Source organism: Knoellia sp. B-D-2 (genome assembly GCF_057714695.1).
Genome location: NZ_CM173189.1, coordinates 2119309 through 2145152 on the forward strand (window position 1 = coordinate 2119309; position 25844 = coordinate 2145152).

At 72.2% G+C, this 25844-nt stretch carries 29 protein-coding genes; 20 read left to right on the forward strand and 9 right to left on the reverse strand.

The genetic code is table 11. From position 1 onward, the window contains the following. Window positions 1-85: 85 nt before the first annotated feature. Genes AC3EU2_RS10095 through AC3EU2_RS10105 form a run of 3 tightly spaced genes read left to right on the forward strand, consistent with a single transcriptional unit; the run spans window position 86 to window position 1843 of the window. Window positions 86-1075, forward strand: coding sequence for an asparaginase (locus AC3EU2_RS10095; RefSeq protein ID WP_488176167.1), 990 nt, complete (start codon window positions 86-88; stop codon window positions 1073-1075). Continuing rightward, complete coding sequence (dtd, locus tag AC3EU2_RS10100) at window positions 1076-1510, forward strand: D-aminoacyl-tRNA deacylase (protein ID WP_488176169.1); 435 nt, start codon at window positions 1076-1078, stop codon at window positions 1508-1510. Between the two features lie 9 nt (window positions 1511-1519). Beyond that, a complete protein-coding gene (locus AC3EU2_RS10105) occupies window positions 1520-1843 on the forward strand; it encodes a DUF2516 family protein (protein ID WP_488176170.1) in 324 nt (107 codons plus the stop codon). Here the strand turns inward: AC3EU2_RS10105 and AC3EU2_RS10110 are convergent. Beyond that, window positions 1828-2634 carry a class I SAM-dependent methyltransferase gene (locus AC3EU2_RS10110; protein ID WP_488176171.1) on the reverse strand — a complete coding sequence of 269 codons (807 nt, stop codon included), beginning with the start codon at window positions 2632-2634 and terminating at the stop codon, window positions 1828-1830. The two genes, AC3EU2_RS10105 and AC3EU2_RS10110, sit on opposite strands and share 16 nt — an antisense overlap. Window positions 2635-2725: 91 nt before the next feature. Between AC3EU2_RS10110 and AC3EU2_RS10115 the strand changes: the two genes are divergently transcribed. The 4 genes from AC3EU2_RS10115 to AC3EU2_RS10130 are packed head-to-tail and all read left to right on the forward strand — an operon-like array spanning window position 2726 to window position 6107. Further along, entirely contained in the window at window positions 2726-3517 is a 792-nt protein-coding gene (locus tag AC3EU2_RS10115) for a hypothetical protein (RefSeq protein ID WP_488176172.1), read from the forward strand. Window positions 3518-3540: 23 nt separating this feature from the next. Beyond that, complete coding sequence (gene mshA / locus AC3EU2_RS10120; RefSeq protein ID WP_488176173.1) at window positions 3541-4854, forward strand: D-inositol-3-phosphate glycosyltransferase; 1314 nt, start codon at window positions 3541-3543, stop codon at window positions 4852-4854. Next, complete coding sequence (locus AC3EU2_RS10125; protein WP_488176174.1) at window positions 4851-5363, forward strand: type III secretion system chaperone family protein; 513 nt, start codon at window positions 4851-4853, stop codon at window positions 5361-5363. Before mshA ends, AC3EU2_RS10125 begins: the two co-directional genes overlap by 4 nt. 9 nt (window positions 5364-5372) lie before the next feature. Next, window positions 5373-6107 carry a phosphoglyceromutase gene (locus tag AC3EU2_RS10130; RefSeq protein ID WP_488176175.1) on the forward strand — a complete coding sequence of 245 codons (735 nt, stop codon included), beginning with the start codon at window positions 5373-5375 and terminating at the stop codon, window positions 6105-6107. 91 nt (window positions 6108-6198) lie between these two features. On the opposite strand, the gene phoU is transcribed toward AC3EU2_RS10130, so the two are convergent. Continuing rightward, complete coding sequence (gene phoU, locus AC3EU2_RS10135; RefSeq protein ID WP_488176176.1) at window positions 6199-6906, reverse strand: phosphate signaling complex protein PhoU; 708 nt, start codon at window positions 6904-6906, stop codon at window positions 6199-6201. A gap of 190 nt (window positions 6907-7096) precedes the next feature. On the opposite strand from phoU, the gene AC3EU2_RS10140 reads away from it, so the two are divergent. Next, window positions 7097-8284 carry a sensor histidine kinase gene (locus AC3EU2_RS10140; RefSeq protein ID WP_488176177.1) on the forward strand — a complete coding sequence of 396 codons (1188 nt, stop codon included), beginning with the start codon at window positions 7097-7099 and terminating at the stop codon, window positions 8282-8284. Continuing rightward, a complete protein-coding gene (locus tag AC3EU2_RS10145) occupies window positions 8281-8961 on the forward strand; it encodes a response regulator (RefSeq protein WP_488176178.1) in 681 nt (226 codons plus the stop codon). Before AC3EU2_RS10140 ends, AC3EU2_RS10145 begins: the two co-directional genes overlap by 4 nt. 55 nt (window positions 8962-9016) lie before the next feature. Here the strand turns inward: AC3EU2_RS10145 and map are convergent, their stop codons facing one another. After that, entirely contained in the window at window positions 9017-9808 is a 792-nt protein-coding gene (map, locus tag AC3EU2_RS10150) for a type I methionyl aminopeptidase (protein ID WP_488176179.1), read from the reverse strand. 23 nt (window positions 9809-9831) lie between these two features. Next, window positions 9832-10341, reverse strand: a complete 510-nt coding sequence (locus AC3EU2_RS10155) for a hypothetical protein (protein ID WP_488176180.1) — start codon at window positions 10339-10341, stop codon at window positions 9832-9834. Window positions 10342-10574: 233 nt separating this feature from the next. Here AC3EU2_RS10155 and AC3EU2_RS10160 point away from each other — a divergent pair, with 233 nt between their 5' ends. The 10 genes from AC3EU2_RS10160 to AC3EU2_RS10205 all read left to right on the forward strand — a co-directional run bounded on the left by AC3EU2_RS10160 (window position 10575) and on the right by AC3EU2_RS10205 (window position 18499). Next, complete coding sequence (locus AC3EU2_RS10160) at window positions 10575-11057, forward strand: CarD family transcriptional regulator (RefSeq protein WP_035938524.1); 483 nt, start codon at window positions 10575-10577, stop codon at window positions 11055-11057. Window positions 11058-11114: 57 nt separating this feature from the next. After that, window positions 11115-11771 carry a 2-C-methyl-D-erythritol 4-phosphate cytidylyltransferase gene (gene ispD, locus AC3EU2_RS10165; RefSeq protein WP_488179472.1) on the forward strand — a complete coding sequence of 219 codons (657 nt, stop codon included), beginning with the start codon at window positions 11115-11117 and terminating at the stop codon, window positions 11769-11771. Further along, window positions 11768-12538: an SDR family oxidoreductase gene (locus AC3EU2_RS10170; protein ID WP_488176181.1), complete on the forward strand. Its 771-nt coding sequence runs from the start codon at window positions 11768-11770 to the stop codon at window positions 12536-12538. Before ispD ends, AC3EU2_RS10170 begins: the two co-directional genes overlap by 4 nt. Beyond that, the gene (ispF, locus tag AC3EU2_RS10175; protein WP_488176182.1) at window positions 12535-13032 is read left to right on the forward strand and encodes a 2-C-methyl-D-erythritol 2,4-cyclodiphosphate synthase; all 498 of its coding nucleotides are present in this window, start codon (window positions 12535-12537) and stop codon (window positions 13030-13032) included. The genes AC3EU2_RS10170 and ispF overlap by 4 nt, the downstream gene beginning before the upstream one ends. Before the next feature lie 79 nt (window positions 13033-13111). Continuing rightward, window positions 13112-14200: an S-(hydroxymethyl)mycothiol dehydrogenase gene (locus AC3EU2_RS10180; protein WP_488176183.1), complete on the forward strand. Its 1089-nt coding sequence runs from the start codon at window positions 13112-13114 to the stop codon at window positions 14198-14200. Further along, window positions 14200-14871: an MBL fold metallo-hydrolase gene (locus AC3EU2_RS10185; protein ID WP_488176184.1), complete on the forward strand. Its 672-nt coding sequence runs from the start codon at window positions 14200-14202 to the stop codon at window positions 14869-14871. Before AC3EU2_RS10180 ends, AC3EU2_RS10185 begins: the two co-directional genes overlap by 1 nt. Before the next feature lie 218 nt (window positions 14872-15089). Continuing rightward, window positions 15090-16523, forward strand: a complete 1434-nt coding sequence (gene cysS, locus AC3EU2_RS10190) for a cysteine--tRNA ligase (RefSeq protein ID WP_488176185.1) — start codon at window positions 15090-15092, stop codon at window positions 16521-16523. 2 nt (window positions 16524-16525) lie between these two features. Beyond that, on the forward strand, window positions 16526-17473 hold the full coding sequence (gene rlmB, locus AC3EU2_RS10195) for a 23S rRNA (guanosine(2251)-2'-O)-methyltransferase RlmB (RefSeq protein WP_488176186.1): 948 nt from the start codon (window positions 16526-16528) through the stop codon (window positions 17471-17473). A gap of 145 nt (window positions 17474-17618) precedes the next feature. Continuing rightward, entirely contained in the window at window positions 17619-18047 is a 429-nt protein-coding gene (locus tag AC3EU2_RS10200; protein ID WP_488176187.1) for a CD225/dispanin family protein, read from the forward strand. After that, window positions 18044-18499 (forward strand): DUF2752 domain-containing protein, encoded by a 456-nt coding sequence (locus AC3EU2_RS10205; protein ID WP_488176188.1) that lies wholly within the window; start codon window positions 18044-18046, stop codon window positions 18497-18499. The genes AC3EU2_RS10200 and AC3EU2_RS10205 overlap by 4 nt, the downstream gene beginning before the upstream one ends. Before the next feature lie 48 nt (window positions 18500-18547). Here AC3EU2_RS10205 and AC3EU2_RS10210 read toward each other — a convergent pair whose 3' ends face one another. From AC3EU2_RS10210 to AC3EU2_RS10220, 3 genes are all read right to left on the reverse strand, one after another. Next, complete coding sequence (locus AC3EU2_RS10210; RefSeq protein ID WP_488176189.1) at window positions 18548-19210, reverse strand: RDD family protein; 663 nt, start codon at window positions 19208-19210, stop codon at window positions 18548-18550. A 64-nt stretch (window positions 19211-19274) separates the two neighbouring features. Further along, window positions 19275-20513 (reverse strand): DUF4032 domain-containing protein, encoded by a 1239-nt coding sequence (locus AC3EU2_RS10215; protein ID WP_488176190.1) that lies wholly within the window; start codon window positions 20511-20513, stop codon window positions 19275-19277. A gap of 94 nt (window positions 20514-20607) precedes the next feature. Next, a complete protein-coding gene (locus tag AC3EU2_RS10220; protein WP_488176191.1) occupies window positions 20608-21714 on the reverse strand; it encodes an ABC transporter ATP-binding protein in 1107 nt (368 codons plus the stop codon). Between the two features lie 181 nt (window positions 21715-21895). On the opposite strand from AC3EU2_RS10220, the gene AC3EU2_RS10225 reads away from it, so the two are divergent. Then, window positions 21896-22324, forward strand: a complete 429-nt coding sequence (locus tag AC3EU2_RS10225) for a CBS domain-containing protein (RefSeq protein ID WP_488176192.1) — start codon at window positions 21896-21898, stop codon at window positions 22322-22324. Between the two features lie 177 nt (window positions 22325-22501). Here AC3EU2_RS10225 and AC3EU2_RS10230 read toward each other — a convergent pair whose 3' ends face one another. Together AC3EU2_RS10230 and AC3EU2_RS10235 are read right to left on the reverse strand one after the other, a co-directional pair. Continuing rightward, a complete protein-coding gene (locus tag AC3EU2_RS10230) occupies window positions 22502-24661 on the reverse strand; it encodes an alpha/beta fold hydrolase (protein ID WP_488176193.1) in 2160 nt (719 codons plus the stop codon). Window positions 24662-24665: 4 nt separating this feature from the next. Beyond that, complete coding sequence (locus tag AC3EU2_RS10235) at window positions 24666-25745, reverse strand: class I SAM-dependent methyltransferase (RefSeq protein WP_488176194.1); 1080 nt, start codon at window positions 25743-25745, stop codon at window positions 24666-24668. Between the last annotated feature and the right edge of the window lie 99 nt (window positions 25746-25844).

Genomic DNA, 25844 nt, shown 5'->3' on the forward strand with positions numbered 1-25844 from the left:
TGGACTCCACCTGACACCGCGACGCTCCACCCGGGCCCTGCCCCCGGGTGGAGCGTCGTCGTCGTGGGGGCCCGATAATGCGGGGGTGAGTGTCACGACGCATCCCTCCCTGCCCACCCCCGCCGCCCTCGACGACGCCCCGGTCCTCGCCCAGGTGACCCGAGGCGGTGTCGTCGAGTCCGTGCACCGGGCGAGCGTCGCCGTCACGGCCGCCGACGGCTCGGTCGAGCTCGAGCTCGGCAGCGCGACCGACCCGGTCTTCCCGCGGTCCTCCAACAAGCCGATCCAGGCGCTCGCGATGGTCCGCCACGGCCTCGACCTCGCCCCGCACCACCTCGCCCTCGTGTGCGCCAGCCACTCCGGCGAGGACTTCCACCTCCGGGCGGTCCGCGAGATCCTCGACGGCGCCGGCCTCTCGGTCGCCGACCTGCGCAACACCCCCGACTACCCGATCGACGACGAGGCGCGCCTCGCCTGGATCCGCGCCGGCCACGAGAAGCAGTCGCTGGCCCAGAACTGTTCCGGCAAGCACTCGGGCATGCTCGCGACCTGCGCGGCCAACGGCTGGGACCACACGGCATACCTCGCGCTGGACCACCCGCTCCAGCGCGCGTGCGACGAGACCCTCGCCGAGCTCGCCGGGGAGCCGGTCGCCGCCACCGCCGTCGACGGCTGCGGCGCCCCGGTCATGGCGATCTCGCTCGCCGGCCTCGCCCGCGCCTTCGGCCGGGTCGCGAGCGCCGCTCCCGGCACCGACGAGGCGCGCGTCGCCGACGCGATCCGCAGCCACCCGGAGTACCTCGGGGGCACCCGTCGCGACGTCACGACCTTCATCCGGCGCACGCCCGGTGCGATCGCGAAGGACGGTGCCGAAGCGGTGTATGCCGTCGGGCTGGCCGACGGTCGTGGCATCGCCCTCAAGGTGGCCGACGGCGGCCAGCGGGCGCGCACCGTCATCCTCGCCGCGGTCCTGCGTCGCCTCGGGGTGGAGTCCGGCGCCCTGGCGGCCCTCGAGGACGCCCCGGTCCTCGGTCACGGCGAGCCGGTGGGCTCGGTCGTCGCCGTGGGCATCTGAGTGCGGGTGGTCCTCCAGCGGGTCCGCCGCGCCGCCGTCGTCGTCGACGGTGAGACCGTCGGCGAGATCACGCAGCCCGGGCTCTTCGTCCTCGTCGGCGTCGGGCACGAAGACGGCCCGGCCGAGGTCGAGCTCGTCGCCCGCAAGATCGCCGACCTGCGGTTGCTCCACGACGAGCAGTCGGTGACCGACGTGGGCGCCCCGGTCCTCGTGGTGAGCCAGTTCACGCTGCTGGCCGACACCCGCAAGGGCCGGCGTCCGTCGTGGAACGCCGCCGCCCCCGGTGACGTCGCCGAACCCGTCGTCCTGCAGGTGGTCGACGCCCTGCGCGCGCGCGGCCTCACGGTCGCCACCGGACGCTTCGGCGCGCACATGGACGTCGAGCTGGTGGCCGACGGGCCCGTCACCATCGTCGTGGACACCGTCGCGCCGTAGGCTTGGGTCATGCCAAACCTCGGTCAGGCCCAGGGTTACGTCATGCTCGTGCTCACGCTCGCGGCACTGGCGCTCGAGGTCTTCGCCTTCGTCCACGCCCTCAAGACGCGACCGGACGCGTTCGTCGCGGCGGGCAAGCGCACGAAGCAGTTCTGGATGGCCGTCACCGGCGTCGCCATCCTGCTCGGCTTCGTCTCCCTCGGCGGCTTGGGGCTGCTCGCCATCGTCGGCGTGGTGGCGGCCGGGGTCTACCTCGCCGACGTCCGCCCGGCGGTCGAGACCGTGCAGGGCCGCGGCACCGGCTCGCACCAGGGACCCTACGGACCTTGGTGACCCTGCGGCCCTGACGACGGCGCGACCGCGTGCCACGCCACGGTGAGCTCGCCCAGACGCCAGCGCGAGGGCCCGTCGAGCAGCGGCCAGCCGCTGTCGCGCATCCCCTGTGCGGTCGCGAGGAACCGTTGCCGCACACCGTATGCCGCGTGCCCGGCGCTGCGGGCCCACTGCCGGTCCAGCTCGGCGAGGTAGGCGTGGACCGGTTCGCCGGGCACGTTGCGGTGGATGAGGGCCTTCGGCAGCCGCTCGGCGATGACCGACGGCTGCTGCAGCCCCCGCAGGTGCCACGACAGGGAGAGGCTCATCGGCCCGTCGACCGCGACCGCGGCCCACGTCGCGAGGCGACCGAGCTCGTCACAGGTGCCGTCGACGAGCAGCCCGTCGGGGGTGAGCCGCGCGAGCACCGTCTGCCACACGCCGGCCACCTCGTCCTCGGGGTACTGCCGCAGCACGTTGAAGGCCCGCACGAGCGTGGCCCGGCGCCCGTCGAGGGGGAGCTCGAAGCCGCCGAGGCGGAAGCTCAGCCCCGGCCGCGCGAGGAGCGCACCGGCGGCGACGCGTTCCGGGTCGATCTCGATCCCGACGACCTCGACGTCGGCGCGCACCCGCGTCAGGCGGTGGTGCAGCTCGACCGCCGTCACGGGCGACGCGCCGTAGCCGAGGTCGACGACGACGGGCGCCGAGGCCGTTGCCGCTCGGCGCAGTCGCCACGCGGCCGGGCCGGCGAGCCAGCGGTCGCACCGACGCAGCCGGTTGGGGTTCGTCGTGCCGCGGGTGATCGCTCCCACCGGTCTCGTCCCCACCGGTCTCGTCCGCGCCACGGGGGCCAGCGTACGAGCAACGCCGCTGGCCCACCGCCGGCGCGCTTAGGCTGCAGGTGTGCGCCAGTGGGGAGTGCGCGGCCGCGGCCGCGACGTGAGTCGGAGCATGGTCGCGCTCCTCGTCACCTCGACTGCCGCGCTCGTCCTCGGCGTCTCGACCTGGCTGCCCGTCGTCCTGCGCACCGACATCGGTCTCGTCCCGGTCGAGCCGGGCCTGCTCATGGTCCACCCGGACGCCCGGGGGATCGCCACCCTCGGCCGCGGCTACACCGTGGCTGCCTACCAGTCGGGCTTCCGGGTGTCCGCCTCCACCGGCCCTCTCGTCGACACCATCACCCAGGGCTCGCCGGTGAGCGCGGTCGTCGGGGAGGTGGTCCGCGGTGACGAGCACCCCCGCGAGGACGTCGAGGCCACCCTCGACCACGTCCGGATCGACGAGGTCCGCATCGAGCCGTCGCGGGCGGCCTACCTCGGTGAGGTCTACGGCGAGGTCGCCGGGGAGGAGCGTCGGATGCCGCTGCGTCTCACCTTCTTGCTCACGACCGCCGGCGTCTTCATGTCGTCGCACGTCCAGGGGGCCGACGCCGTCGTCGTCCACCTCGACGCGATGCCCGCGACGACCGGCTTGGCACCGGCCCTGCCCGACCACAACCTCCGCGCGCGCGGGTGGTGGGTCGTCACGGGGACGGGGGAGCAGCGCGCCTTCACGTCGGCCCGCCGGGCCGTCGTCGGCATCGGCCCCGCCGTCCGCACCCGCGGGCTCGACCTGCGCCCGGACGGCCGGCTCGACGTCCACGTGTGGTCGAACCGGGCGACGCTGACCCTCAGCGGCGTGCCCCGTCCGGGCTGAGCCGTGCGTGACAGACTGACGCGATGACGAGCGACGAGCCCGGGGTGTGCCGCCGGGTCGCCATGGTGTCGGTGCACACGTCCCCGCTGGCGCAGCCCGGGACGGGCGATGCGGGCGGCATGAACGTCTACGTCCTCGAGTCCGCCAAGCGCCTGGCCCGCCGCGGCGTCGCGGTCGACATCTTCACGCGCCGGACGAGCGCGGCCGACGCCCCCGTCGTCGAGGTCGAGCCGGGCGTCCTCGTCCGCCACGTCGCCGCCGGCCCCTACGAGGGGCTCGACAAGGAGGACCTGCCGGGCCAGCTGTGCGCCTTCGCCGCCGGCATGATGCGGGTCGCCGCGCACTCGCCCGAGGGGCACTACGACCTCGTGCACTCGCACTACTGGCTCTCCGGCCAGGTCGGCTGGCTCGCCGCCGACCGGTGGGACGTGCCGCTGGTCCACACGATGCACACGATGGCGCGCGTCAAGAACCTCCACCGCGCCGAGGGCGACGCCCTGGAGCCGCGGGGCCGCGAGATCGGCGAGGCCCAGGTCGTCGAGGCCGCGGACCGGCTCGTCGCCAACACCGAGGACGAGGCCCGCGAGCTCATCCGGCACTACGACGCCGACGCGTCCCGGGTCGAGGTCGTCCACCCCGGCGTCGATCTCGACGTCTTCCACCCGGGCGACCGCTCGAAGGCACGGGCCGCGGTGGGGGTGCCCGACGACGCCGTGCTCCTGCTCTTCGTCGGCCGGATCCAGCCGCTCAAGGCCCCGGACGTCCTCCTCCGCAGCGCCGCCACCCTCGTCCGGCGTGACCCGTCGCTGCGCGGGCGGCTCGCCGTCGGCCTCCTCGGCGGCGCCAGCGGCGTCGCGGTCCGCACGCCCATGGCCCTCGACCGCCTCGCCGAGGAGCTCGGCATCGACGACCTTGTCCGCTTCGTCCCGCCGACCGACCGCGACACCCTCGCGACCTGGATGCGCGCCGCGGACGTCGTCGCCGTCCCGTCGCACAACGAGTCGTTCGGGCTCGTCGCCGTCGAGGCCCAGGCCTGCGGTGCCGTCGTCGTGGCCACCCGCGTGGGCGGGCTGCCCACCGCGGTCGGCGACGCCGGCGTCCTCGTCGACGGCCATGACCCGCACGTCTGGGCCAACGCGATCGAGGCGGTCCTCGACGACCCCGACCGGGCGGCGGAGCTGTCCCGCAGAGCGGTCGAGCGGTCCCGCGCCTTCGGCTGGGAGGCGACCGCCGAGCGGCTCGCCGCCGTCTATGAGGCCGCGCTCACGACACCACGGCGGGCCTCGATCGACGACGCCGACGTGCTCACCGGCATACCGACCGCGGTGACCCCGTGAGCGGCCTGGCCGCGACCGTCGAGACCTTCCTCGACACCCACGGCATCGAGTGGGAGGCGGGCGCGCGCGACGGTGAGTATGTCGTCACCCTCCCCGGCGACCAGAAGCTCAGGACGGTCGTCTCGCTCGTCGCCGGCAAGGACCTGTCGGTGTCGGCGTTCGTCATCCGCAACCCCGACGAGAACCACGAGGCGTTCTACCGCAGCCTCCTGCGCCGCAACCTGCGCCTGCCCGGTCTCGCGTATGCCGTCGACACCAGCGGCGACGTCTACGTCACCGGTCGCGTCCCGGCGGCCGGCGTCGACGACGCCCAGCTCGACCAGGTCCTCGGCGTGGTGCTCGAGGCGGCCGACGCGCCGTTCAACGAGCTGCTCGCGCTGGGCTTCCTCACCTCCATGCGCAAGGAGTGGGAGTGGCGGGTGTCGCGGGGCGAGTCGGTGCGCAACCTCGAGGCGTTCCGCTCGATCCTCTCGCGTGAGGGCGACCCGTCGCCGGAGCAGCCTCACTAGGCTGGGTGCATGGCACACACCCTGATCCTGCTGCGTCACGGCCACTCCGACTGGAACGCCAAGAACCTCTTCACCGGATGGGTCGACGTCGACCTCAACGACCAGGGGCGTGAGGAGGCCCTTCACGGCGGGAAGCTGTTGAAGGACAACGGGATCCTCCCCACCGTCGTGCACACGTCGGTGCTGCGCCGCGCCATCACGACCGCCAACATGACGCTCGACGTCGCCGACCGCCACTGGATCCCGGTGCGTCGCGACTGGCGGCTCAACGAGCGCCACTACGGCGCACTGCAGGGCCTCGACAAGGCCGCGACCCGCGAGAAGTACGGCGACGAGCAGTTCATGCTCTGGCGCCGGTCCTTCGACACCCCGCCGCCCCAGATCGAGGTCGGCTCCGAGTTCGACCAGAGCGGCGACCCGCGCTACGCCGGCATCGAGGTGCCCCGGACCGAGTGCCTCAAGGACGTCATCGTGCGGATGATGCCCTACTGGGAGGGCGCCATCCAGGACGACCTGCGCGCCGGTGAGATCGTGCTCGTCGTCGCCCACGGCAACAGCCTGCGCGGCCTGGTCAAGCACCTCGACGGGATCAGCGACGAGGCCATCGCCGAGCTCAACATCCCCACCGGGCAGCCGCTCGTCTACGAGCTCGGCGACGACTTCATGCCGACGAAGCCGGCGGAGTACCTCGACCCGGAGGCGGCTGCCGCGGCGGCCGCCGCGGTGGCGAACCAGGGACGCTGACGGGCCGGGGCGGCAGACGCGAACGTCCGCAACCCTGGTCGGGAACTCGACCAGGGCTGCGGACGCAGCCGACGGGTGGCGCCGGTCCCCGTCAGGGGGTCGTCGTCTCCGGGTGGGCCTGGTCGTCCTCGTCGTCCTCGTGGCTGAACTCGCTCTCGACCCCGTGCGTGCCGGTGACGAGGAAGATGACGCGGCGCGCGACGGACACCGCGTGGTCGGCGAAGCGCTCGTAGTAGCGGCCGACGAGCGTGATGTCGACCGTCGTCTCCGCGGGGTGCTTCCACGTGGGCGATGCCAGGGCCTCGAAGAGCCGGCGGTGCAGGTCGTCCATGGCGTCGTCGTCGCGCTCGATCTGCTTGGCGGCCTCGACGTCGCGGGCGGCGATGACCGACCCGGCCTTGGTGACGATGCGCTCGGCGACCTGACCCATCTCGAGGATGATCGAGCGCAGCTCGGGCGGCACGGCGGAGCTCGGGTAGCGCAGGCGGGCCACCTTGGCGACGTGGCGGGCGAGGTCACCCATCCGCTCGATGTCGGCGCTCATGCGCATGCTCGTGACGACCATCCGCAGGTCGGTCGCGACCGGCTGCTGGAGGGCGAGCAGGTCGAAGGAGAGCAGGTCGAGCTCCTCGCGCAGCGCGTCGATCTCCGCGTCGGCGTCGATGACGGACTCGGCGAGCTGGACGTCGGCGTCGAGCAGGGCGGTCGTGGCCCGGGCCATCGCCGAGCTGGCGAGCCGGGTCATCTCGACGAGGGCCTCGGTGACCCGGTCCAGCTCCTCGTGGAATGCCTTGCGCATGTGCTCCCTCTCGACATCGGTGGCCCTCTCCCTGGCCCGGCGGGCGCGTGGTCGTGGGAGGGACCGACGTCGGCAGCGTGGCACGGGGTGGTGAACACGCGTGAGCAGGAAGGTGAACATCTTCCTCCACCCACCCACGAGCGACCCGCGGGTGGGTCGGAGCCCGCCGTCGCCCGTCTACGCTGGATCCGTGGATGCGACGCTCGCCGCGGTGCTGGGTGGCAGCCTGGGGCTCGTCATCGGAGCCGTGGCTGTCGCTGCCAGCCGTTTCAGCGAGCGCAGCTTCACGACGATCCCGGCACCGACGGAGCCACCGGCGCTGCCGGCCGGCGTGAGCGACGTTCTCGCCGTGCTGCGCTCGATCGCCGTCGTCCTCGACTCCTCGGACGCCGTGGTCAACAACTCCGCCTCCGCGGTGAGCTACGGGCTGGTCCGGCACGGCGAGCTCGTCCACACCGAGCTCCGCCAGCTCGCCCGGCAGGCCCGCCGCGACGGGGAGATCCGCGAGGTCGACCTCGAGCTGCCCCGCGGCTTCGGGACGACGACCAACACCCTCATGCGGGCGCGCGTCGCGCCGCTCGGCGCCCTCCACATCCTCATCCTCGCCGAGGACCACACCCACGCCCAGCGCGTCGAGGAGGTCCGCCGCGACTTCGTCGCCAACGTCTCTCACGAGCTCAAGACGCCGGTCGGGGGGATCGCCCTGCTCGCCGAGGCCATCCTTGACGCGCGCGACGACCCCGAGGCCGTCTCGCGCTTCGCCGCCCGCATCCAGGTCGAGTCGACCCGGCTCACCCGGCTCGTCAAGGAGATCGTCGACCTCTCCCGGCTCCAGGCTGCCGACACCCTCCACGAGCCCGAGCTGGTCGGCATACCCATGGTCGTCGCCGAGGCGGTCGACATGGTCAGGGTCGCGGCCGAGGCGCGCCACATCGCCCTCGAGCCGGTCGCCGACGAGCGCGCGTTCGTCTTCGGCGACGCCGATCTGCTCGCGACCGCCGTCGCCAACCTCGTGTCCAACGCCGTGAACTACTCGGAGCCGGGCACCCGGGTCGCCGTCGCGGCCCGACGCGTGGGCGACACCGTCGAGATCACCGTCTCCGACCAGGGGCAGGGCATCCCGGCCACCGAGCAGGACCGCATCTTCGAGCGCTTCTACCGCGTCGACGCCGCGCGCTCACGCGCCACCGGCGGCACCGGTCTGGGCCTGGCCATCGTCAAGCACGTCTGCGCCACCCACGGCGGTGACGTGTCGGTGTGGAGCGAGGAGGGCCACGGCTCCACCTTCACCATGAGACTTCCCGCGGCATCCGGCCGGACCGCGGCAGACCCCGACCGGCACACGGTCGGCACGGCACAAGGAGATCAGCACCGATGACCCGCATCCTCGTCGTCGAGGACGAAGTGTCCTTCTCGGACCCGTTGTCCTACCTCCTGCGCAAGGAGGGCTACGACGTGAGCGTGGCGGAGAACGGCATCGACGCCCTCGCGGACTTCGACAGCGCGGGGGCCGACCTCGTCCTCCTCGACCTCATGCTGCCCGGGCTGTCCGGGGTCGACGTGTGCCGGGCCCTGCGCCAGCGCTCGAGCGTGCCGGTCATCATGCTCACCGCCAAGGACAGCGAGATCGACAAGGTCGTGGGCCTCGAGCTGGGCGCCGACGACTACGTCACCAAGCCCTACTCCTCGCGTGAGCTCCTGGCCCGGATCAAGGCGGTGCTCCGCCGGCTCAGCGAGCCCGAGGAGCTGCTGCCCGCGACGCTCGAGGCGGGGCCGGTGCGGATGGACGTCGAGCGCCACGTCGTCACGGTCGGCGGCACCACCACGGCCCTGCCGCTCAAGGAGTTCGAGCTGCTCGAGATGCTGCTCCGCAACACGGGGCGGGTGCTCACCCGGGGCCAGCTCATCGACCGGGTGTGGGGCAGCGACTACGTCGGCGACACCAAGACGCTCGACGTCCACGTGAAGCGGTTGCGCGCCAAGGTCGAGCCGGACCCGGCGAACCCGAGGCACATCGTCACCGTGCGCGGGCTCGGCTACAAGTTCGAGGCGTAGGGAGAGCGGCGCCGCGGCCTGCTGCCTCGCGGCCCGCTGCCCCGCGGCCGCGTCGTCACGAGGTCGGCTGCGCCACCCGCGTCGGCAGGGTGAGGATCTCCGCGCCGTCGTCGGTGATGGCGATGGTGTGCTCGCTGTGCGCCGTCCGGCAGCCGGTGGCGCTGCGCAGGGTCCAGCCGTCGGCGTCGGTGACGAGCTCGGCGGTGTCTGCCATGATCCAGGGCTCCAAGGCCAGCAGCAGACCGGGCCGCAGCCGGTAGCCGCGGCCGGGGCGGCCGGTGTTCGACACATGCGGGTCCTGGTGCATCGTCGAACCGACGCCGTGACCTCCGAACTGGGTGTTGACCGCGTAGCCGGCGTCGGTGAGCACCGTGCCGATGGCGTGGGAGAGGTCGCCGATGCGAGCGTCCGGGCCGGCGGCGGCGATCCCCGCGGCCAGGGCCCGCTCGGTCGCACCGATCATCGCGAGGCTCTCCGGTGACGGGCTGTCGCCGACGACGAAGCTGATGGCCGAGTCCGCGACGATGCCGCCCAGCGAGACCGCGAGGTCGAGCGAGAGGAGGTCGCCGTCCTCGAGCGTGCGGTCGTGGGGGAGCCCGTGCAGCACGGCGTCGTTGACCGAGGTGCAGATGTGGTGACCGAACGGCCCGCGGCCGAACGACGGCTCGTAGTCGACGTAGCAGGACACCGCGCCGGCCTCGACGATCATCGCCTGGGCCCAGCGGTCGATGTCGAGAAGGTTGGTGCCCACGACGCTGCGGGCCTTGAGCGTCTGCAGGACGTCGGCGACGAGGGCGCCGGCGTCCCGGGCACGGACCAGCTCGGCGGGGGTGAGGATCTCGATCATGGGGGAGGAGGCGTGGCCGCGTCTCAGCTGCTGGGGCTGGCCGAGGGGGAGGACTCCGACGGCGCGGAGTCCTCGTAGTAGCCCAGCGCCGGCAACACCGGCACCGTGACGAGGTTCTGCCCGGTTCCCAGCGTCGTGACCTGGAGGCGCACGACGTCACCCGGCGCCGCGGGGACGCTGCTCAGCGCGACGGCGGAGTCCGCACCGAGCGCCAGGGACGAGCGGCGCTCGACGGTGACGGGCTCGCCGGAGGCGCCCTCGGTGCCGATCGTCACCTCGACGTCCTCGTCACCGTTGTTGACGAGCTGCCCGACGACGGACCCGGGACCGTCCTTGGCGTCGGCGATGACGAGGACCCCGCGCAGGTCGAGCTCGCCGAACGTCGCGTTGACCCCGTCCGCGGCCTGGTAGACGTAGTCGGTCTGCACCGGGGACATCACGGCGCACCCACCGAGCAGGGTCGAGCCCAGCGCGGCAGCCGCCAGGGCGGCGCGGAGGCGGTGGCGGGAGGTCATCAGGGCAGCGGTCGTCACGGGTGACAGCGTAGCGATGACGGGCCCGCTCTGTGGCGGACGGTGGGCCATCCGGGTGCCGGGCCGGGGCAGCGCTCGCGGCCGCAGGCATGCAAAGCGGATTGTGTCAAGACCCGATGCCGGTGGCCCCCAACGGTTTTCACGGCACTGACCTGCACGTATGCCGTGCGCTCCGATTCCGTGTGTCGGTTGCGGCGTGTTAAACTGGGGGTCGCGAAAGGGGCATCATCCATATGGTTTTCAAGGTCGGCGAAACGGTCGTGTACCCCCACCATGGGGCTGCACGCATCGAAGAGATCAAGAAGCGCACCGTCCGTGGCGAGGAGAAGCTCTACCTCAAGCTCAAGGTGGCCCAGGGGGACCTCGTCATCGAGGTGCCCGCAGATAACTGCGACCTCGTCGGCGTCCGTGACGTCGTCGACAAGGCGGGCCTCGAGAAGGTGTTCGAGGTGCTGCGCGCCCCGTTCGCCGAGGAGCCCACCAACTGGTCGCGCCGCTTCAAGGCCAACCTCGAGAAGCTCGCCTCCGGCGACGTCATCAAGGTGGCCGAGGTCGTGCGTGACCTGTGGCGTCGTGACAAGGACCGCGGACTGTCCGCCGGCGAGAAGCGCATGCTCTCCAAGGCACGCCAGATCCTCGTGTCCGAGCTCGCGCTCGCGGAGAAGACCGACGAGGACAAGGCCGAGTCCATCCTCGACGAGGTCCTCGCGTCCTGAGCGTGGTCTGACATCGACGCCGTTCCCACCGATGGTGGTCAGGCGCGCGTCGGTGTCATCCTCGTCGCCGCCGGACTGGGCACGAGGCTCGGGGCAGCGCAGCCCAAGGCGTTCGTCCGCATCGCGGGCGCCACGCTCGTCGAGCACGCGGTGGCGCGCGCCCTCGACTGTGCCGCCACCAGCCAGGTCGTCATCGTCGCGCCCGCCTCCCACCTCAGGGAGGCGGGCGCGCTGCTGTCCGGGCACCCACGCGCCGGCGACGTCACCGTCGTCGCCGGGGGGCGTGAGCGCAGCCAGTCGGTCGCGCTCGGCCTGGGCGCCCTGCGCGACGACGTCGACGTCGTCCTCGTGCACGACGCCGCCCGGTGCCTCGCACCGGCCGACCTCTTCGACCGTCTCGTCGCCGCCGTCCGCGACGGCCACGACGCCGTGGTCCCGGGGCAGCCGGTCACCGACACCATCAAGCAGGTCGACGAGCGCGGCCACGTGGTGGCGACCCCCGACCGGTCGACCCTGCGGGCGGTCCAGACACCGCAGGCCTTTCGCCGCTCGGTGCTGCTCGATGCGCACGCCTCCGGCGCGGACGCCACCGACGACGCCGCCCTCGTGGAGCGCGCCGGCGGCACGGTCCTCGTCATCAAGGGTGACGAGCTGGCCTTCAAGGTCACCACGGCGGCCGACCTCGAGCGCGCCGGCCGTATCCTCGGCTCGTGAGCCAGCCACTCGTCGCCCTGATCACCGGAGGTGGCACCGGTATCGGTGCGGCCACCGCTCGTCGACTCGTCTCCGACGGGTATGCCGTCGTGCTCGCCGGGCGGCGACGTGACCGGCTCGACGCCGTCGTGGCCGAACTGGGCGACGCCGCGTCCGCGCTGCCGCTCGACGTCACCGACCCGGTGAGCGTCCGCCACGCGGTCGCCGGCCTCGAGCGGCTCGACGTCCTCGTCAACAACGCCGGTGGCGCGCTGGGCCTCGGCCCGGTCGAGCAGGGCGACCTCGACGAGTGGCAGGCGATGTACGCCACCAACGTCCTCGGGACGGTGCGGATGGTGCAGGCGGCCCTGCCGCTCCTGCGGAGGTCCCCTCGAGCCACGGTCGTCAACATCAGCTCCATCGCCGGCGAGCGGGTCTACGCCGGGGGAGCCGGGTACGTCGCGGCCAAGCACGGAGAGTCCGTCGTCTCCGAGACGCTGCGGCTCGAGCTCAACGGCGAGCACGTCCGCGTCATCGACATCCGGCCCGGCATGGTCCACACCGAGGAGTTCTCCCTGACCCGCCTTCACGGCGACCGGGCAGCCGCCGAGAAGGTGTACGACGGTGTCGACCGCCCGCTGGTCGCCGACGACGTCGCGGCCTGCGTCGCCTTCGCCGTCGGCCTGCCGCAGCACGTCAACGTCGACACCCTCGTCGTCAAGCCCGTCGCCCAGGCCGCACCCCACCTCGTGCACCGGGGGCCGATCGACTGGCAGGAGACGCCATGACCCGCCCCCCGCTGCCCCGCACCGGCATCGGCGTGGACGTCCATGCCTTCGCGCCCGAGGGCTCCGAGCGCGAGCTCTGGGTGGCCGGCCTGCACTGGCCGGACGAGCGCGGCCTCGAGGGCCACTCGGACGCCGACGTCGCCGCCCACGCCGCCTGCGACGCCCTCTTCTCCGCCGCCGGCCTCGGCGACCTCGGCCAGCACTTCGGCACCGGCCGACCCGAGCTGTCCGGTGCCTCCGGCACGACCCTGCTCGCTGAGGCGGCCCGGCTCGTGCGGGAGGCGGGGTTCGAGATCGGCAATGTCGCCGTGCAGGTCGTCGGCAACCGGCCCAAGGTGGGCAGCCGGCGCGCCGAGGCCGAGCGGGCACTGTCGGACGCCTGCGGCGCTCCGGTGTCGGTGAGCGGGACGACGACCGACGGCCTCGGCCTCACGGGCCGCGGCGAGGGGATTGCTGCCCTGGCATCGGCGCTGGTCAGCGCGTCGTCCGCTTAGGGACTCGCGCGGCGGGTATCCGACACGCGGAACGGTGCCATCCGGCATACAGTCTCGGGGTAACCACTGGAGGTGGCACGTGCCGCAGACCGTCAAGGGCGTCATCGCTCGCACCAAGGGGGCCGACGTCGAGCTCGTCGACATCGTCGTGCCCGATCCCGGCCCGGGTGAGGCCGTCGTGCAGGTCCAGTCGTGCGGCGTGTGCCACACCGACCTGCACTACCGCGAGGGCGGGATCAACGACGAGTTCCCCTTCCTCCTCGGGCACGAGGCCGCGGGCGTCGTCGAGGCGGTCGGCGAGGGTGTCACCGAGGTGGCCCCGGGCGACTTCGTCATCCTCAACTGGCGGGCCGTCTGCGGCCAGTGCCGGGCGTGCAACCGGGGCAAGCCCTGGTACTGCTTCAACACCCACAACGCCACCCAGAAGATGACGCTGGCCGAGGACGGCACCGAGCTGACGCCCGCGCTCGGCATCGGCGCCTTCATCGAGAAGACCCTCGTCGCCGCCGGACAGTGCACCAAGGTCGACGCGGACGCCGACGCGGCCGCGGTCGGGCTGCTCGGGTGCGGGGTCATGGCCGGCTTCGGTGCCGCCGTCAACACCGGGGGCGTCGGGCGGGGCGACTCCATCGCGGTCATCGGCTGCGGCGGGGTCGGCAACGCCGCGATCGCCGGGGCCAAGGTCGCCGGGGCGACGACGATCATCGCCGTCGACGTCGACGACCGGAAGCTCGAGGGCGCCACGACGTTCGGTGCCACGCACACGGTCAACGGCAGGTCCGAGAACGTCGTCGCCCGCATCCGCGAGCTGACCGGCGGCTTCGGTGCCGACGTCGTCGTCGAGGCCGTCGGGCGACCGGAGACCTACGAGCAGGCGTTCTACGCGCGCGACCTCGCCGGCACCGTGGTGCTCGTGGGGGTGCCGACCCCCGACCAGGAGGTGACCTTGCCGATGATCGAGATCTTCGGCCGCGGCGGGGCGCTCAAGTCCAGCTGGTACGGCGACTGCCTGCCGAACCGGGACTTCCCCATGCTCGTCGACCTCTACCGCCAGGGCCGCTTCGACCTCGACGCGTTCGTGTCGGAGCGGATCGGTCTGGACCAGGTCGAGAAGGCGTTCGACGACATGCAACGCGGCGACGTGCTCCGATCGGTGGTGGTGCTCTGATGTCCGGTGACCTCGACACGATGCCCGACATCAAGCCCTCGCACGGCGGCGTCCGTGTCGACCGGGTGACCACCTCGGGGACCTTCGAGCTCGACGGCGGGTCCTGGGAGGTCGACAACAACGTCTGGGTCATCGGGGACGAGCGCGAGTGTCTCGTCGTCGACGCCGCGCACGACGCCGACGCCATCCTCGGGGTGATCGCGGGCCGCAAGGTCCGCGCCATCCTCCTCACCCACGCGCACAACGACCACGTCAACGTGGCCACCGACCTGCGCGAACGGACGGGGGCGCCGATCCACCTGCACCCCGAGGCGCGGGTGGTCTGGGCGCTGAGCCAGGACGACGCTCCCGACGCCACCCTCACCGACGGCCAGGTGTTCCGGATCGGCGACGTCTCGCTCCGGGTCCTGCACACGCCGGGTCACGCCCCGGGCGCGTGCTCCTTCCACGCGTCGGCGCTGCACGTGGTCTTCACCGGCGACACCCTCTTCAACGGGGGCCCCGGCGCGACCGGTCGCTCGTTCAGCAGCTTCGACCAGATCATCGAGTCGATCCGGACCCGGCTGCTCACCCTGCCCGGCGGCACGGTGGTGCTGACCGGCCACGGGGACCACACGACCATCGGCGACGAGGCACCCCACCTCGAGGAGTGGATCGCCCGCGGCCACTGACGCACCGCCACCACCGACTGATTGCGCATTGCGCGCCCCTTGGCGTGCCCGGCTGATCAGCCCGCCACCACCGACTGATTGCGCATTGCGCGCCCTGCTCGTCGGGCCGCACCTTTCCGGGAAGCGCGCGCAATGCGCCATCAGTCGGGCGCCTGGGGCGGAATGCGCCATCAGTCGGGCGTCGGGGTGGGGTGCTGCGCGCCGGTACGCTTGCGCGGGTGACTCTCAGACTGTTCGACTCCATGTCGCGTGAACTGCGCGACTTCGTCCCGCTGCAACCTGGCCGGGTCGGGATCTACATCTGTGGGCTCACCACGCAGGCTCCGCCGCACATCGGCCACGTCCGCTTCGCCGTCGCCTTCGACGTGCTCCGCCGCTGGCTCACCCGCGGCCACGGGCTCGACGTCACCCTCGTCCGCAACGTCACCGACCTCGACGACAAGATCCTGCGCAAGTCGGCCGAGGCGGGCGAGGACTGGTTCGCCCTGTCCTACCGCAACGAGGTCGCCACCTCCCAGGCGCTCGCGCTGCTCGGCGTCCTGCCCCCCACGTACGAGCCCCGCGCCATGGGTCACGTCACCGAGATGGTCGAGCTCGTGGAGGTCCTCATCGAGCGCGGCCACGCGTATGCCGCGGAGGACGGATCGGGTGACGTCTACTTCGACGTCCGGTCGTGGCCGGCATACGGCGAGGTGACGCACCAGCGGATCGACGACATGAGCGCGGCCGAGGACGCGGACCCGCGCGGCAAGCGCGACCCGCGCGACTTCGCCCTGTGGAAGGGGCGCAAAGACGACGAGCCGGAGTCCGCGAGCTGGCCGACCCCGTGGGGTCGCGGCCGTCCCGGCTGGCACCTCGAGTGCTCCGCGATGGCGCGCAAGTACCTCGGCGACGCGTTCGACATCCACGGCGGCGGGGTCGACCTGCGCTTCCCGCACCACGAGAACGAGCAGGCCCAGTCGCGCGCGGCCGGGCTGCCCTTCACGTCGGTGTGGATGCACAACGCGTGGGTGACGACGAGCGGCGAGAAGATGAGCAAGTCGCTCGGCAACAGCCTGCTCGTGCACGAGGTGACGAAGAAGGCACGCCCCCTCGCGGTCCGCTACTACCTCACCGCGGCCCACTACCGCTCGATGATCGAGTTCCACGAGGGCTCGCTGGCCGAGGCCGAGGCCGCAGTGGACCGCATCGAGGGCTTCCTCCGTCGTGCGCTCGGTCCCGACGGCGCGCTCGTGCCCACGGGTGACGAGCGCCTGCCCGACGACTTCGTCGAGGCCATGGACGACGACCTCGGCGTCTCCGGCGCGCTCGCCGCCGTCCACGAGACCGTGACCCGGGGCAACACCGCCCTCGACGAGGGCGAGCCCGAGACGGCCCGCGAGCTCGCGGCGCTCGTCGTCGCCATGGCCGACGTCCTCGGGGTCAACCCGCTGGACCCGGCGTGGTCCGGGGCGGACAGCTCCACCAGCGACGCCCTCGCGGCGCTCGACGTGCTCGTGCGCCGGCGGCTCTCCGCCCGCGGCGCCGCGCGCTCGGCCCGTGACTACAGCACTTCGGACGCCATCCGCGACGAGCTCGTCGCGGCCGGCATCACAATCGAGGACACCCCGACCGGCGCCCGCTGGTCGTTGACCCGTGGACGAGGGGAGTAGCCGTGGCCGGCAACAGCCAGCGACGAGGAGCCATCCGCAAGGGCGGCAAGAAGGCGCCCACCGTCGGTTCAGGCGGCCAGCGCCGCAGGGGACTGGAGGGCCGCGGCCCGACCCCCAAGGCCGAGGAGCGTCCGTACCACAAGGCGCACGCGGCGGCGAAGGCCGGCGAGCGCCGTTCCGGTGGTCGTCCCACGGGTGGCCGCAAGGCCAAGCCGTCGAGCGAGTTCGTGGCCGGACGCAACTCCGTGCTCGAGGCCCTGCGCGCCGACATCCCGGTGACGACGATGTACGTCGCCGGGCGCATCGACAGCGACGACCGGGTCCGGGAGGCGCTGAAGATCGCGACCGAGCGCAGCCTGCCGATCCTCGAGACCCCGCGCGGTGAGATGGACCGGATCACCGACGGCGCGGTCCACCAGGGCCTGGCGCTCCAGGTACCTCCGTACGAGTACGCCCACCCGCGCGACCTCGTCGACCCCGAGATGCCGGGGATCCCGCTCGTCGTCGCCCTCGACGGCATCACCGACCCGCGCAACCTCGGTGCGATCGTCCGCTCCGTCGCCGCGTTCGGCGGACACGGCGTCGTCGTCCCCGCCCGCCGCTCGGTGGGCATGACGGCGTCGGCGTGGAAGACCTCGGCGGGTGCGGCAGCGCGCATCCCCGTGGCCCAGGCCACCAACCTCACCCGGGCGCTCGAGGACTACCGCAAGGCGGGCTTCTTCGTCGTCGGCCTCGACATGGACGGTGACGTCGAGCTGCCCGACATGGAGCTGGCCAACGAGCCGCTCGTCATCGTCGTCGGCTCGGAGGGCAAGGGCCTGTCGCGACTCGTGCGCGAGACGTGCGACCAGATCGTCTCCGTGCCGATGTCCTCGGCGGTGGAGTCGCTCAACGCCGGCATCGCCACCGGGGTCACCCTCTACGAGGTCGCTCGACGTCGTCGTCGCTGACCAGGCGCGTATGCCGGTCGGCTGGGCTCCGCGGTTTCGTCCGTGCGTCAGGCTCGGGTGCGTCGACGACCTGTGCCACCATGTCGCTGTCGGAACCCGACCTGGGGGGAATCACCCCGATGACGTCACGTTGAGAGGGACATGAATGTCTGACTACGGAAGCACCCCGCCGCCCCCGCCCCCGCCCGGTGGCAGTGGTGGTGGCTACGACGGTGGCTCGACCCCGCCCCCGCCGCCCTCGGGCGGCGGCTACGACGGTGGCGCCTACGGTGCTCCGCCTCCCCCCGGTGGCGGCTACGGCGGCCCGCCCGCGGGTCCGCCGCCGTCGAACAACCTCGTGCTGGCCATCCTCGGCCTGCTCTGCTGCTGGCCGCTCGGCATCCCCGCCGTCGTCTTCGCCGCGCAGGTCAACGGCAAGTGGAACTCGGGCGACCAGTCCGGTGCGGTCGAGGCGGCGGGCAAGGCCAAGAAGTTCGCGACCATCGCGCTCGTCCTCGGCATCATCGGCAGCCTGATCTACGGCGCCCTCATCGTGGGCGGTGTGCTCGGCTCCGACACGACGACGGGTATGTGATCCCGACGTCCGTCATGCAGTTCCCGACGCCCCCGCTCACCGACCCGTCGGTCGGGCGGGGGCGTCGCCTGCTGTGGCCGGCGGTCGCCGCGGTCACGGCGACCGGCTATGCCGTGGTCGCGCACGTGCTCGACCCGAACCAGGCCGGCAACTACCCGACGTGCCCGTGGCTGCTCCTCACGGGGACGTACTGCCCCGGCTGCGGCACGTTGCGCGCCACCCATGCCCTGACCGAGGGCAACGTCCTCGAGGCGCTCCAGCGCAACCCGTTCACCGTGGCCGCGTTCGTCCTCATGGCCCTGGGGTTCGCGCGCTGGACCCGGCGCCAGTGGCGGGGTGAACGGCGGATGACCGCCGCCCCTGCCTGGCTGCTCTACGGTCTCTTCTGGCTCATCATGGCGTTCTGGGTCGCCCGCAACATCCCCGGCTGGACCTGGCTCTCGCCCGCCTGAGCCGCGGGCGGCTGCCCCCGGCCCCGGCCCCCGCCCCGCGGCCTCCGCTCAGGTCTTGGCGACCCGGATGACGGTGGAGTGCACGACCTTGTCGGCGAGCGTCTGCTTGTTGTCGTCCCACAGCATCCAGAGGTAGCTGAGGTAGAAGACCTGGTTGATGAGGCCGCCGAGGAGCTCGCGCAGGAACGACTGCAGCGCCCCGATCGGCTGGCCGGTCTGCTCGTTGACGAGGGAGAGCCCGAGCATCTTCTTGCCGACGCTCTGCCCGGTGCGGCCCATCTTGAAGACCCGGTTCCACACCTGGATGCCGATGGTCAGCAGGATGCCGAGGGCGATGAGGATGCCGCCGATCGCGGCGGTGCCGCCGTCGCCGCTGCCCTCGACCGTGTAGCCGAGCTCGTCGACGTCGGGCGCGGCGACGATGAGCATCACCAGCCCGATGACCATCGGGATGATGCCGATGAGCGAGAGGAGCGTGTCGATGACGAGGGCGCCGGCGCGGACGCCGAACCCGGCCACCGGGCCGAAGTGCTGCTCGACGTACGCCTTCGAGCCGGGGAACGCCTGACCGGCGCCGCCGTAGGGGTTCACCTGCGGGGCCGCCTGGTACGGCGTCGGCGCCCCACCGGCATACGGCGTCTGCGGCTGCTGCGGCTGCTGCGACGGAGGCGGAGGCGGCGGCGGCTGGTTCGGGTCGAACGGCTGCGACATGTGGTGCTTCCCCCTGCGAGATGACGAACGTGGACGGCTCGATCCTAGAGGGGGCCCGCGCGGCTCAGCCGGCGATCACCGGCATCTCCACCGTGTCGACACCGACGACCGCCTTCTCGTCGGGCTTGGTCGGCAGGATCGAGGCGACGTAGTCCTCGATGGCCCGTTCGATGGGCACGTCCTGCTGCTCGCGCTCGGCCATGTACCAGCGGTGCTCGAGCACCTCGTGGAACAGCTCGGCCGGCTCGAGCTTGCCGGAGAGCTCGCGCGGCACCCGCCGGGTGATCGGTTCGTAGATGCGGGTGAGCCAGTCGTGGGCGACGAACTCCTCGTCGTCGTTCTGGCGGTCGGCGGCGGCGCGGTAGCTGTCGAGGTCGTTGAGGAGCCGTCGGGCCTGACCCTCGCCGACGTCGAGCCCGGTGAGGCGCAGCAGCCGGCGCGAGTGGTGCCCTGCGTCGACGACCTTGGGCTGGATGGTGATGCGCGTGCCGCCGACGTCGGTCGTGATGGCGAGCTCATCGACGTCGAAGCCGACCGAGTTGAGCCGACGGATCCGCTCCTCGACGCGCCAGCGCTCACCGGTGTCGAACTCCTCGGTCTCGTGCAGCTCGAGCCACAGCTCCTCGTAGCGGGTGACGATCCGGTTCGAGATCTCGACCGGGTCGATGGCCTCGTCGAGGAGCTCGCCGGCCTGGAGGTCCATGAGCTCGCCGGCGATGTTGACGCGCGCGATGTCGAGGTCGTGGGCCCGCTGCCCGTCGCTGAGGGTCGGGAAGAGCTCGCCGGTCTCTGCGTCGACGAGGTGCGCGGCGAAGCTGCCCGCGTCGCGCCGGAACAGCGTGTTCGACAGCGAGACGTCGCCCCACCAGAAGCCGCTGAGGTGCAGCCGCACGAGCAGGACGGCGAGGGCGTCGATGAGGCGGGTCTCCGTGCCGGGCCGAAGCCCCTGGCTGAACAGGGCGCGGTAGGGCAGCGAGAACTTGAGGTGCCGGGTGAGCAGGCACGCGTCGAGCTCGTTGCCGTCGGCGTCGACCCGGCCGCTGACGACGCCGAACGGCTCGACCGACGGCTGGTCGAGGCGGCGCAGGTTGCGCAGCATCTCGTACTCACGCCGGGCCAGCTCGGTCTTGATCTCCTTGACGGCGATGACCCCGCCGGAGAGCCGCACGAAGCGCACGACGTGGCGGGAGATGCCGCGGGGGAGCGCGGCGAGGTGGTGCTCGGGCCACTCCTCGAGCGGCAGCGACCAGGGCAGGTCGAGCAGCGCCGGGTCGGGTCGGTTGGTCGTGATCTGCAGGGCCATGAGGAACCTCCGGCTCGACCGAACGGGGTGGGAACGCCTCAGGGGTGCCAAGTGCGCGGCGTACCGCGCTCTTGGCACCCCTGAGGCGCTGCGGTCAGTGGCTCAGGCGCGCACCGGACTCGGCGTTGAACACGTGCATGTGGCTCGAGTTCGGCTGAACCCAGATCGTGTCACCCTTCATCGGGACCCGGCGACCGTCGACCCGGGCGATGAACGGCTTGGGGATCGAGTCGTCGCCGCCCTCGAGGTGGATGGCCCCGTCGGTGGGGGTGCCGTAGACGTAGGCGTCGGCGCCGAGCTCCTCGACGACGTCGATGGTGATCTGGAGACCCTGACCCTCGGTCGTGACCTCGACGTCCTCGGGTCGGACACCGACGATCGCGTTCGAGCCGACACCCTGGAGGGAGTCACGCGGGACCTGCAGGGTGTGCGAGCCGAACTTCACCCCACCGTCGGTGACAGGGACGCTGATGAGGTTCATCGCCGGCGAGCCGATGAAGCCGGCGACGAAGACGTTGGCCGGGGAGTCGTACATCTCGCGGGGAGTCGCCACCTGCTGGAGGATGCCGTCCTTGAGCACCGCGATGCGGTCACCCATGGTCATGGCCTCGACCTGGTCGTGCGTGACGTAGACGGTGGTGACACCGAGACGGCGCTGGAGCGAGGCGATCTGGGTGCGGGTCTGCACGCGCAGCTTGGCGTCGAGGTTCGACAGCGGCTCGTCCATGAGGAAGACCTGGGGGGAGCGCACGATCGCGCGACCCATGGCCACGCGCTGGCGCTGGCCACCGGAGAGGGCCTTGGGCTTGCGCTCGAGGTAGGGCTCCAGGTCGAGGATCTTGGCGGCCTCCTCGACGCGCTTGCGGATCTCGCCCTTGTCGACGCCGGCGATCTTGAGCGCGAAGCCCATGTTGTCGGCGACCGACATGTGCGGGTACAGCGCGTAGTTCTGGAAGACCATGGCGACGTCGCGGTCCTTGGGGGACAGGTTGGTGACGTCGCGGTCACCGATCCAGATCTTGCCGCCGTTGACCTCTTCGAGGCCGGCCAGCATGCGCAGTGCGGTGGACTTGCCACTTCCGGAGGGGCCGACGAGGACGAGGAACTCGCCGTCCTTGACGTCGATGTTGAGCCGGTCGACCGAGGGCGTGTCGTTCCCGGGGTAGACCCGGGTGGACTCGTCGAACTTGACAGTTGCCATGAGCGCTGTGCCTTCCTTCACCGGCAGGAACGTGCCGGACGATCCGTCGTAAAGGGAAAACCCGCTCACGTCGGTGTAAGCGGTTGCACCCAGCATGCCGTATGCCGTGACCCCTGTCACGCCTCAGCCGCACCCCGGTCGAACGCTGGCGCCGGTGCACCGTGGGCACTACCGTCGGTGCATGAGGATCTCCGATGTCGTGAAGCGCAAGGGAGCCACCGTCGTCACGGTGCGTTCCGACGCCAGTGTCACCGAGCTCCTCGACCTCCTGGACGAGCACGGCATCGGTGCGGTCGTCGTCAGCGACGACGGGGAGTCGCTCGCCGGGATCGTCAGCGAGCGTGACATCGTGCGCCACCTGCACAAGGACGGCGCGAAGGTCCTCGACCAGCCGGTCTCCTCGATCATGACGCGGGAGGTGCAGACCTGCGCCCCCGGGGACCAGCTCGTCGATCTCGAGCACACGATGACCGAGCTCCGCATCCGTCACGTCCCGGTCGTCGTCGACGGTCGACTCACCGGGATCGTCAGCATCGGCGACGTCGTCAAGCACCGGATCACCGACCTCCAGGCCGAGCGCGACCAGCTGAGCGCCTACATCCAGCAGTAGGTCAGAGCAGGTCGGCGGGAGTCCGGCGCCATCTCCTGACCCGCCGGGTTGTCGGGTCCTTCCCGCTGCGCCATGGCGTTCGCGACGGTCCCTGTCGCCGTGTCGGCATGCGGCGACGGGAACGACGTGCGGGCTCGTGCGGGGAGTCCGGCAGGGCCTCCGGACGGCCCGGATGCGTCAGAGCAGGTCGGCGAGCATGGCCGCGGCCCTCGCCGCGCCGTCGGTCTCCACCGGCCGGTAGTCGACGTCCCGCCCCAGCTCCTTGACGAGCATCGCGGCGAGGGCGTCGGGGTCGCTCGCGAGGGCGTAGTCGAGGCACGTTCCCGCCCGGTAGCGCTCCAGCCGCCGTCGGACGTGGAAGTTCTGCTCGAAGTGGTGGCGCAGCGGCACGTAGAGGAACGGCTTGCGCAGCGCGGTCAGCTCCATGCACGTGCTGAGCCCGCCCTGGGTGATGGCGACGTCGCACGCGGCGAGGTGGTCGGTGAGGTCGGGCAGGAAGCCCACGACCTCGGCGCCGGGTCGGCTCGGCAGCGCGGCGGGGTCGATCCGCGGCCCGGTGACGACGACGAACCGCAGCTCGGGGACGGCCCGGCGTGCCAACGGCACGGCGTCCAGCACCCGCCGCAGCAGCGGCAGCCCCACCCCCGACCCGCCGACGGACACGACGCAGATGCGCTCGTCCGGGCGGTGGCCGAGCCGCGCCCGGATCTCGTCGACGTCGTGCGCGGCGGGGTCGAAGCCGGTGACGTAGCCGGGGAACGTGAACTCGCGCTCGGTCCACTCCCGGATCGAGGGCAGCCCCTCCCCGAAGGAGTCGGGCACGACGTCGTCCGGGCTGCCCACGAAGATCGAGCGGTCACGCAGGCCCCGGTAGCGGGCCCGCTGCTCGATCATCTCGGCGTTGAGGTCGGTCGTGAGCGCCGCCTCCTCGGCCCCGCCGTCCGGCATCGGGAGCCAGCCGACGAAGTCGGTGAACCACGCGTAGGCGGACCGCTTGAGCTCGGGGTTCTCGTGGAGGAAGTAGTCGACGTCCCAGGCCTCGTCCCCGATGACGAGGTCGAAGCCCTCGTCCTCGAGGAGCTCGTCGAAGACCATGAAGTTGTTGACGAGGATGTCGTCCATGCGGCGCAGGGCGCGGAACGCGTGGAGGTCGTGCTCGCCCGACTCGTGCTCGATGTGACCGGACTCAGTGGCGAGGTGCGCCGAGGCGGGATGGACGCTCTCCCCACGCTCCCGCAGGACCCGGGTCACCGGGTCCTGGGCGAGCCACTGGACCTCGACGTCGGGGTGCAGCCGGCGCAGCTCGTCGGCCACGGCGAGGTCGCGCCGGGCGTGGCCGAGGCCGATGGGGGAGGAGATGTAGAGCGCTCGCCGGCGCCGCTGCGCCGCGCGGGTGCGGGTCCGGCGCCTGCTGCCCGGGGCGAACCGCTCCGCGAAGCGCCGGATCTCGTGGTTGACGAGCACGGGGTCACGCGCCAGCGGTCCGTGGCCCGCGCCCTCCACGACGACGAGGTCGCCGCCGGTCAGCTCGGCGAGCCGCTCGCCGTACTGGAGGCCGCGGACCCGGTCGTCCGACCCGTGCAGCACCGTGACCGGCTGGGTCACGAGCCGGCAGAGGGCCTCGATGTCGGAGCACACGGCGCCGTCGCAGCCGAGCCGCCCGGCCGTGGTGTCGACGAGGGTCTGCGGCGAGACCTGGCGCCCCCACGTGACGGCGTCCTCGATCTGCTTGGTCGAGTGGGGCTCACTGAACATCTGCCGGAAGAAGAACCGGAGGAAGTCGTCGTAGTCGCCCTCGAGCCAGTTGTACTTGTTGTACCTCTGCCAGCCGCGGGCGGTCGGCAGGCGCTCGTTCCACGGGACGTGGTCGCGGTGCGGGTCGTCGACCGCGAAGCCGCACGAGGGCGCGATGGCGAAGAGCCCCTCCACCCTCGCCGGGTGGCTCGTCGCGACGTGGACCGACCACGAGGCGCCGCACGACAGCGAGACGAGGACGGCACGGTCCACGCCCGCCGCGTCCATGACCGCCACCGTGTCGGCGGCATACTCCTCGTTCGTGTATGCCGTGGCGCCCGTCGGGTGCCCCGACTCGCCGCTGCCGCGGCCGTCGAAGGTGACGACGCGGAAGTGGCGTGCCAGGTAGGGCACCTGCGCCTTCCAGATCCGCGACGGGACGATCGACCACGTCGGCATGAGGAGGAGCGTGGGGGAGCCGCTGCCGTAGGACGCCCAGGCGAGGTCGACCCCGTCGCGCCGGGTGACGCCGACGGTGTCCGGGCGGCGGGCCCGGCTCGCCGGGTCCGCCGCGTCGCCGTAGCGGGTGCTCGTCGTCGTCACGAGCTCACTTCCTGACCTCGAACACGTTGTTGAACGGGGTCGTGGCCGCGATCCGGAAGCGGCCGAAGCCGGCGGCGGTCACGATGTCGTGGATCCGGGCCGGACCGGCCTGCGTGCCGATGGCCAGGCCCACGTCCTGGGACAGGGATCCCGGGGTGCAGAGCAGCGTGGAGAACCCATAGTAGGCCCGCCCGACGGGGTTGAGGTTGTCCTCGACGTGGTCGCCGGCGACCGGCTCGACGACCATCCAGGTCCCGTCGTCGGCCAGGGCGCCGTGCACCCGACGGGCGGCGCCGACCGGGTCGCCCATGTCGTGGAGGGCGTCGAACGTCGTCACGAGGTCGTAGCCCGAGCCCTCGATCGCGGTGGCCGGAGCCGTCTGCCACTCGATGCGGTCGCCCACCCCGGCCGCGGCCGCCCGCTCGCGCGCGACGTCGATCGACGCACCGTGCACGTCGGAGCCGACATAGGTCGACGCCGGATGGGCCTGCGCCATGAGGACGGTCGACGAGCCGTGGCCGCACCCGAGGTCGTGGACCCGGGCCCCCCGCTCGAGCTTCTCGACGACGCCGTCGAGGGCGGGCAGCCACGCGGACACCAGGTTCGCCGCGTACCCGGGACGGAAGAAGCGCTCGCAGCCGTCGTGGACGTCGCTGTTGTGCTCGCCCCAGCCCAACCCGTCACCGTCGCGGGCCAGGTCGAAGATCCGGTCGGCGTCACGCACCGTGCCGAAGGCGAGCTGGAAGAAACCGGGGAGGAAGGCCGGGCTGCTCTCGTCCGTGAGCGCCACCGCGTGCTCGGGGGGCAGCGAGTAGGTCCGCGTCTGCGGGTCGTAGTCGACGTAGCCGCCGGCGGCCTGGGCGTTGAGCCACTCGGTCGCGTAGCGCTCCCCGGTGGCGGTGCGCCGGGCGAGGTCGGACGCCTTCATCGCGCCCTGGTCCGCCAGCGCGCGGTAGTAGCCGAGCCTGTCGCCCATGACGACGAGGGCGCAGTTGAGGCTGGCGCCGACCTCGTCGACGGCGCGGAAGACGAAGCCCATGAGGGTGTCCATGTCGATGGGCGTGGTGGTGGTGTCGGTGGTCATGCTCGTTCCCCTGTGGTCGGGCCGGGGCGGTCGCCGCGGCGTCCCGTCGAGGCTGGCGCAGGCGCGCTCGCGGTCGCATCCGGGGACCCCCCTGGTCCC

What these genes read in the sequence shown, in the direction of transcription:
- AC3EU2_RS10105 (WP_488176170.1), top strand. Translation starts at nt 1,520, where the DNA reads ATGCCAAACCTCGGTCAGGCCCAGGGTTACGTCATGCTCGTGCTCACG.
- mshA (WP_488176173.1), top strand. Translation starts at nt 3,541, where the DNA reads ATGACGAGCGACGAGCCCGGGGTGTGCCGCCGGGTCGCCATGGTGTCG.
- AC3EU2_RS10130 (WP_488176175.1), top strand. Translation starts at nt 5,373, where the DNA reads ATGGCACACACCCTGATCCTGCTGCGTCACGGCCACTCCGACTGGAAC.
- phoU (WP_488176176.1), bottom strand. Translation starts at nt 6,906, where the DNA reads ATGCGCAAGGCATTCCACGAGGAGCTGGACCGGGTCACCGAGGCCCTC.
- AC3EU2_RS10145 (WP_488176178.1), top strand. Translation starts at nt 8,281, where the DNA reads ATGACCCGCATCCTCGTCGTCGAGGACGAAGTGTCCTTCTCGGACCCG.
- map (WP_488176179.1), bottom strand. Translation starts at nt 9,808, where the DNA reads ATGATCGAGATCCTCACCCCCGCCGAGCTGGTCCGTGCCCGGGACGCC.
- AC3EU2_RS10160 (WP_035938524.1), top strand. Translation starts at nt 10,575, where the DNA reads ATGGTTTTCAAGGTCGGCGAAACGGTCGTGTACCCCCACCATGGGGCT.
- ispF (WP_488176182.1), top strand. Translation starts at nt 12,535, where the DNA reads ATGACCCGCCCCCCGCTGCCCCGCACCGGCATCGGCGTGGACGTCCAT.
- AC3EU2_RS10185 (WP_488176184.1), top strand. Translation starts at nt 14,200, where the DNA reads ATGTCCGGTGACCTCGACACGATGCCCGACATCAAGCCCTCGCACGGC.
- AC3EU2_RS10200 (WP_488176187.1), top strand. Translation starts at nt 17,619, where the DNA reads ATGTCTGACTACGGAAGCACCCCGCCGCCCCCGCCCCCGCCCGGTGGC.
- AC3EU2_RS10210 (WP_488176189.1), bottom strand. Translation starts at nt 19,210, where the DNA reads ATGTCGCAGCCGTTCGACCCGAACCAGCCGCCGCCGCCTCCGCCTCCG.
- AC3EU2_RS10215 (WP_488176190.1), bottom strand. Translation starts at nt 20,513, where the DNA reads ATGGCCCTGCAGATCACGACCAACCGACCCGACCCGGCGCTGCTCGAC.
- AC3EU2_RS10220 (WP_488176191.1), bottom strand. Translation starts at nt 21,714, where the DNA reads ATGGCAACTGTCAAGTTCGACGAGTCCACCCGGGTCTACCCCGGGAAC.
- AC3EU2_RS10225 (WP_488176192.1), top strand. Translation starts at nt 21,896, where the DNA reads ATGAGGATCTCCGATGTCGTGAAGCGCAAGGGAGCCACCGTCGTCACG.
- AC3EU2_RS10235 (WP_488176194.1), bottom strand. Translation starts at nt 25,745, where the DNA reads ATGACCACCGACACCACCACCACGCCCATCGACATGGACACCCTCATG.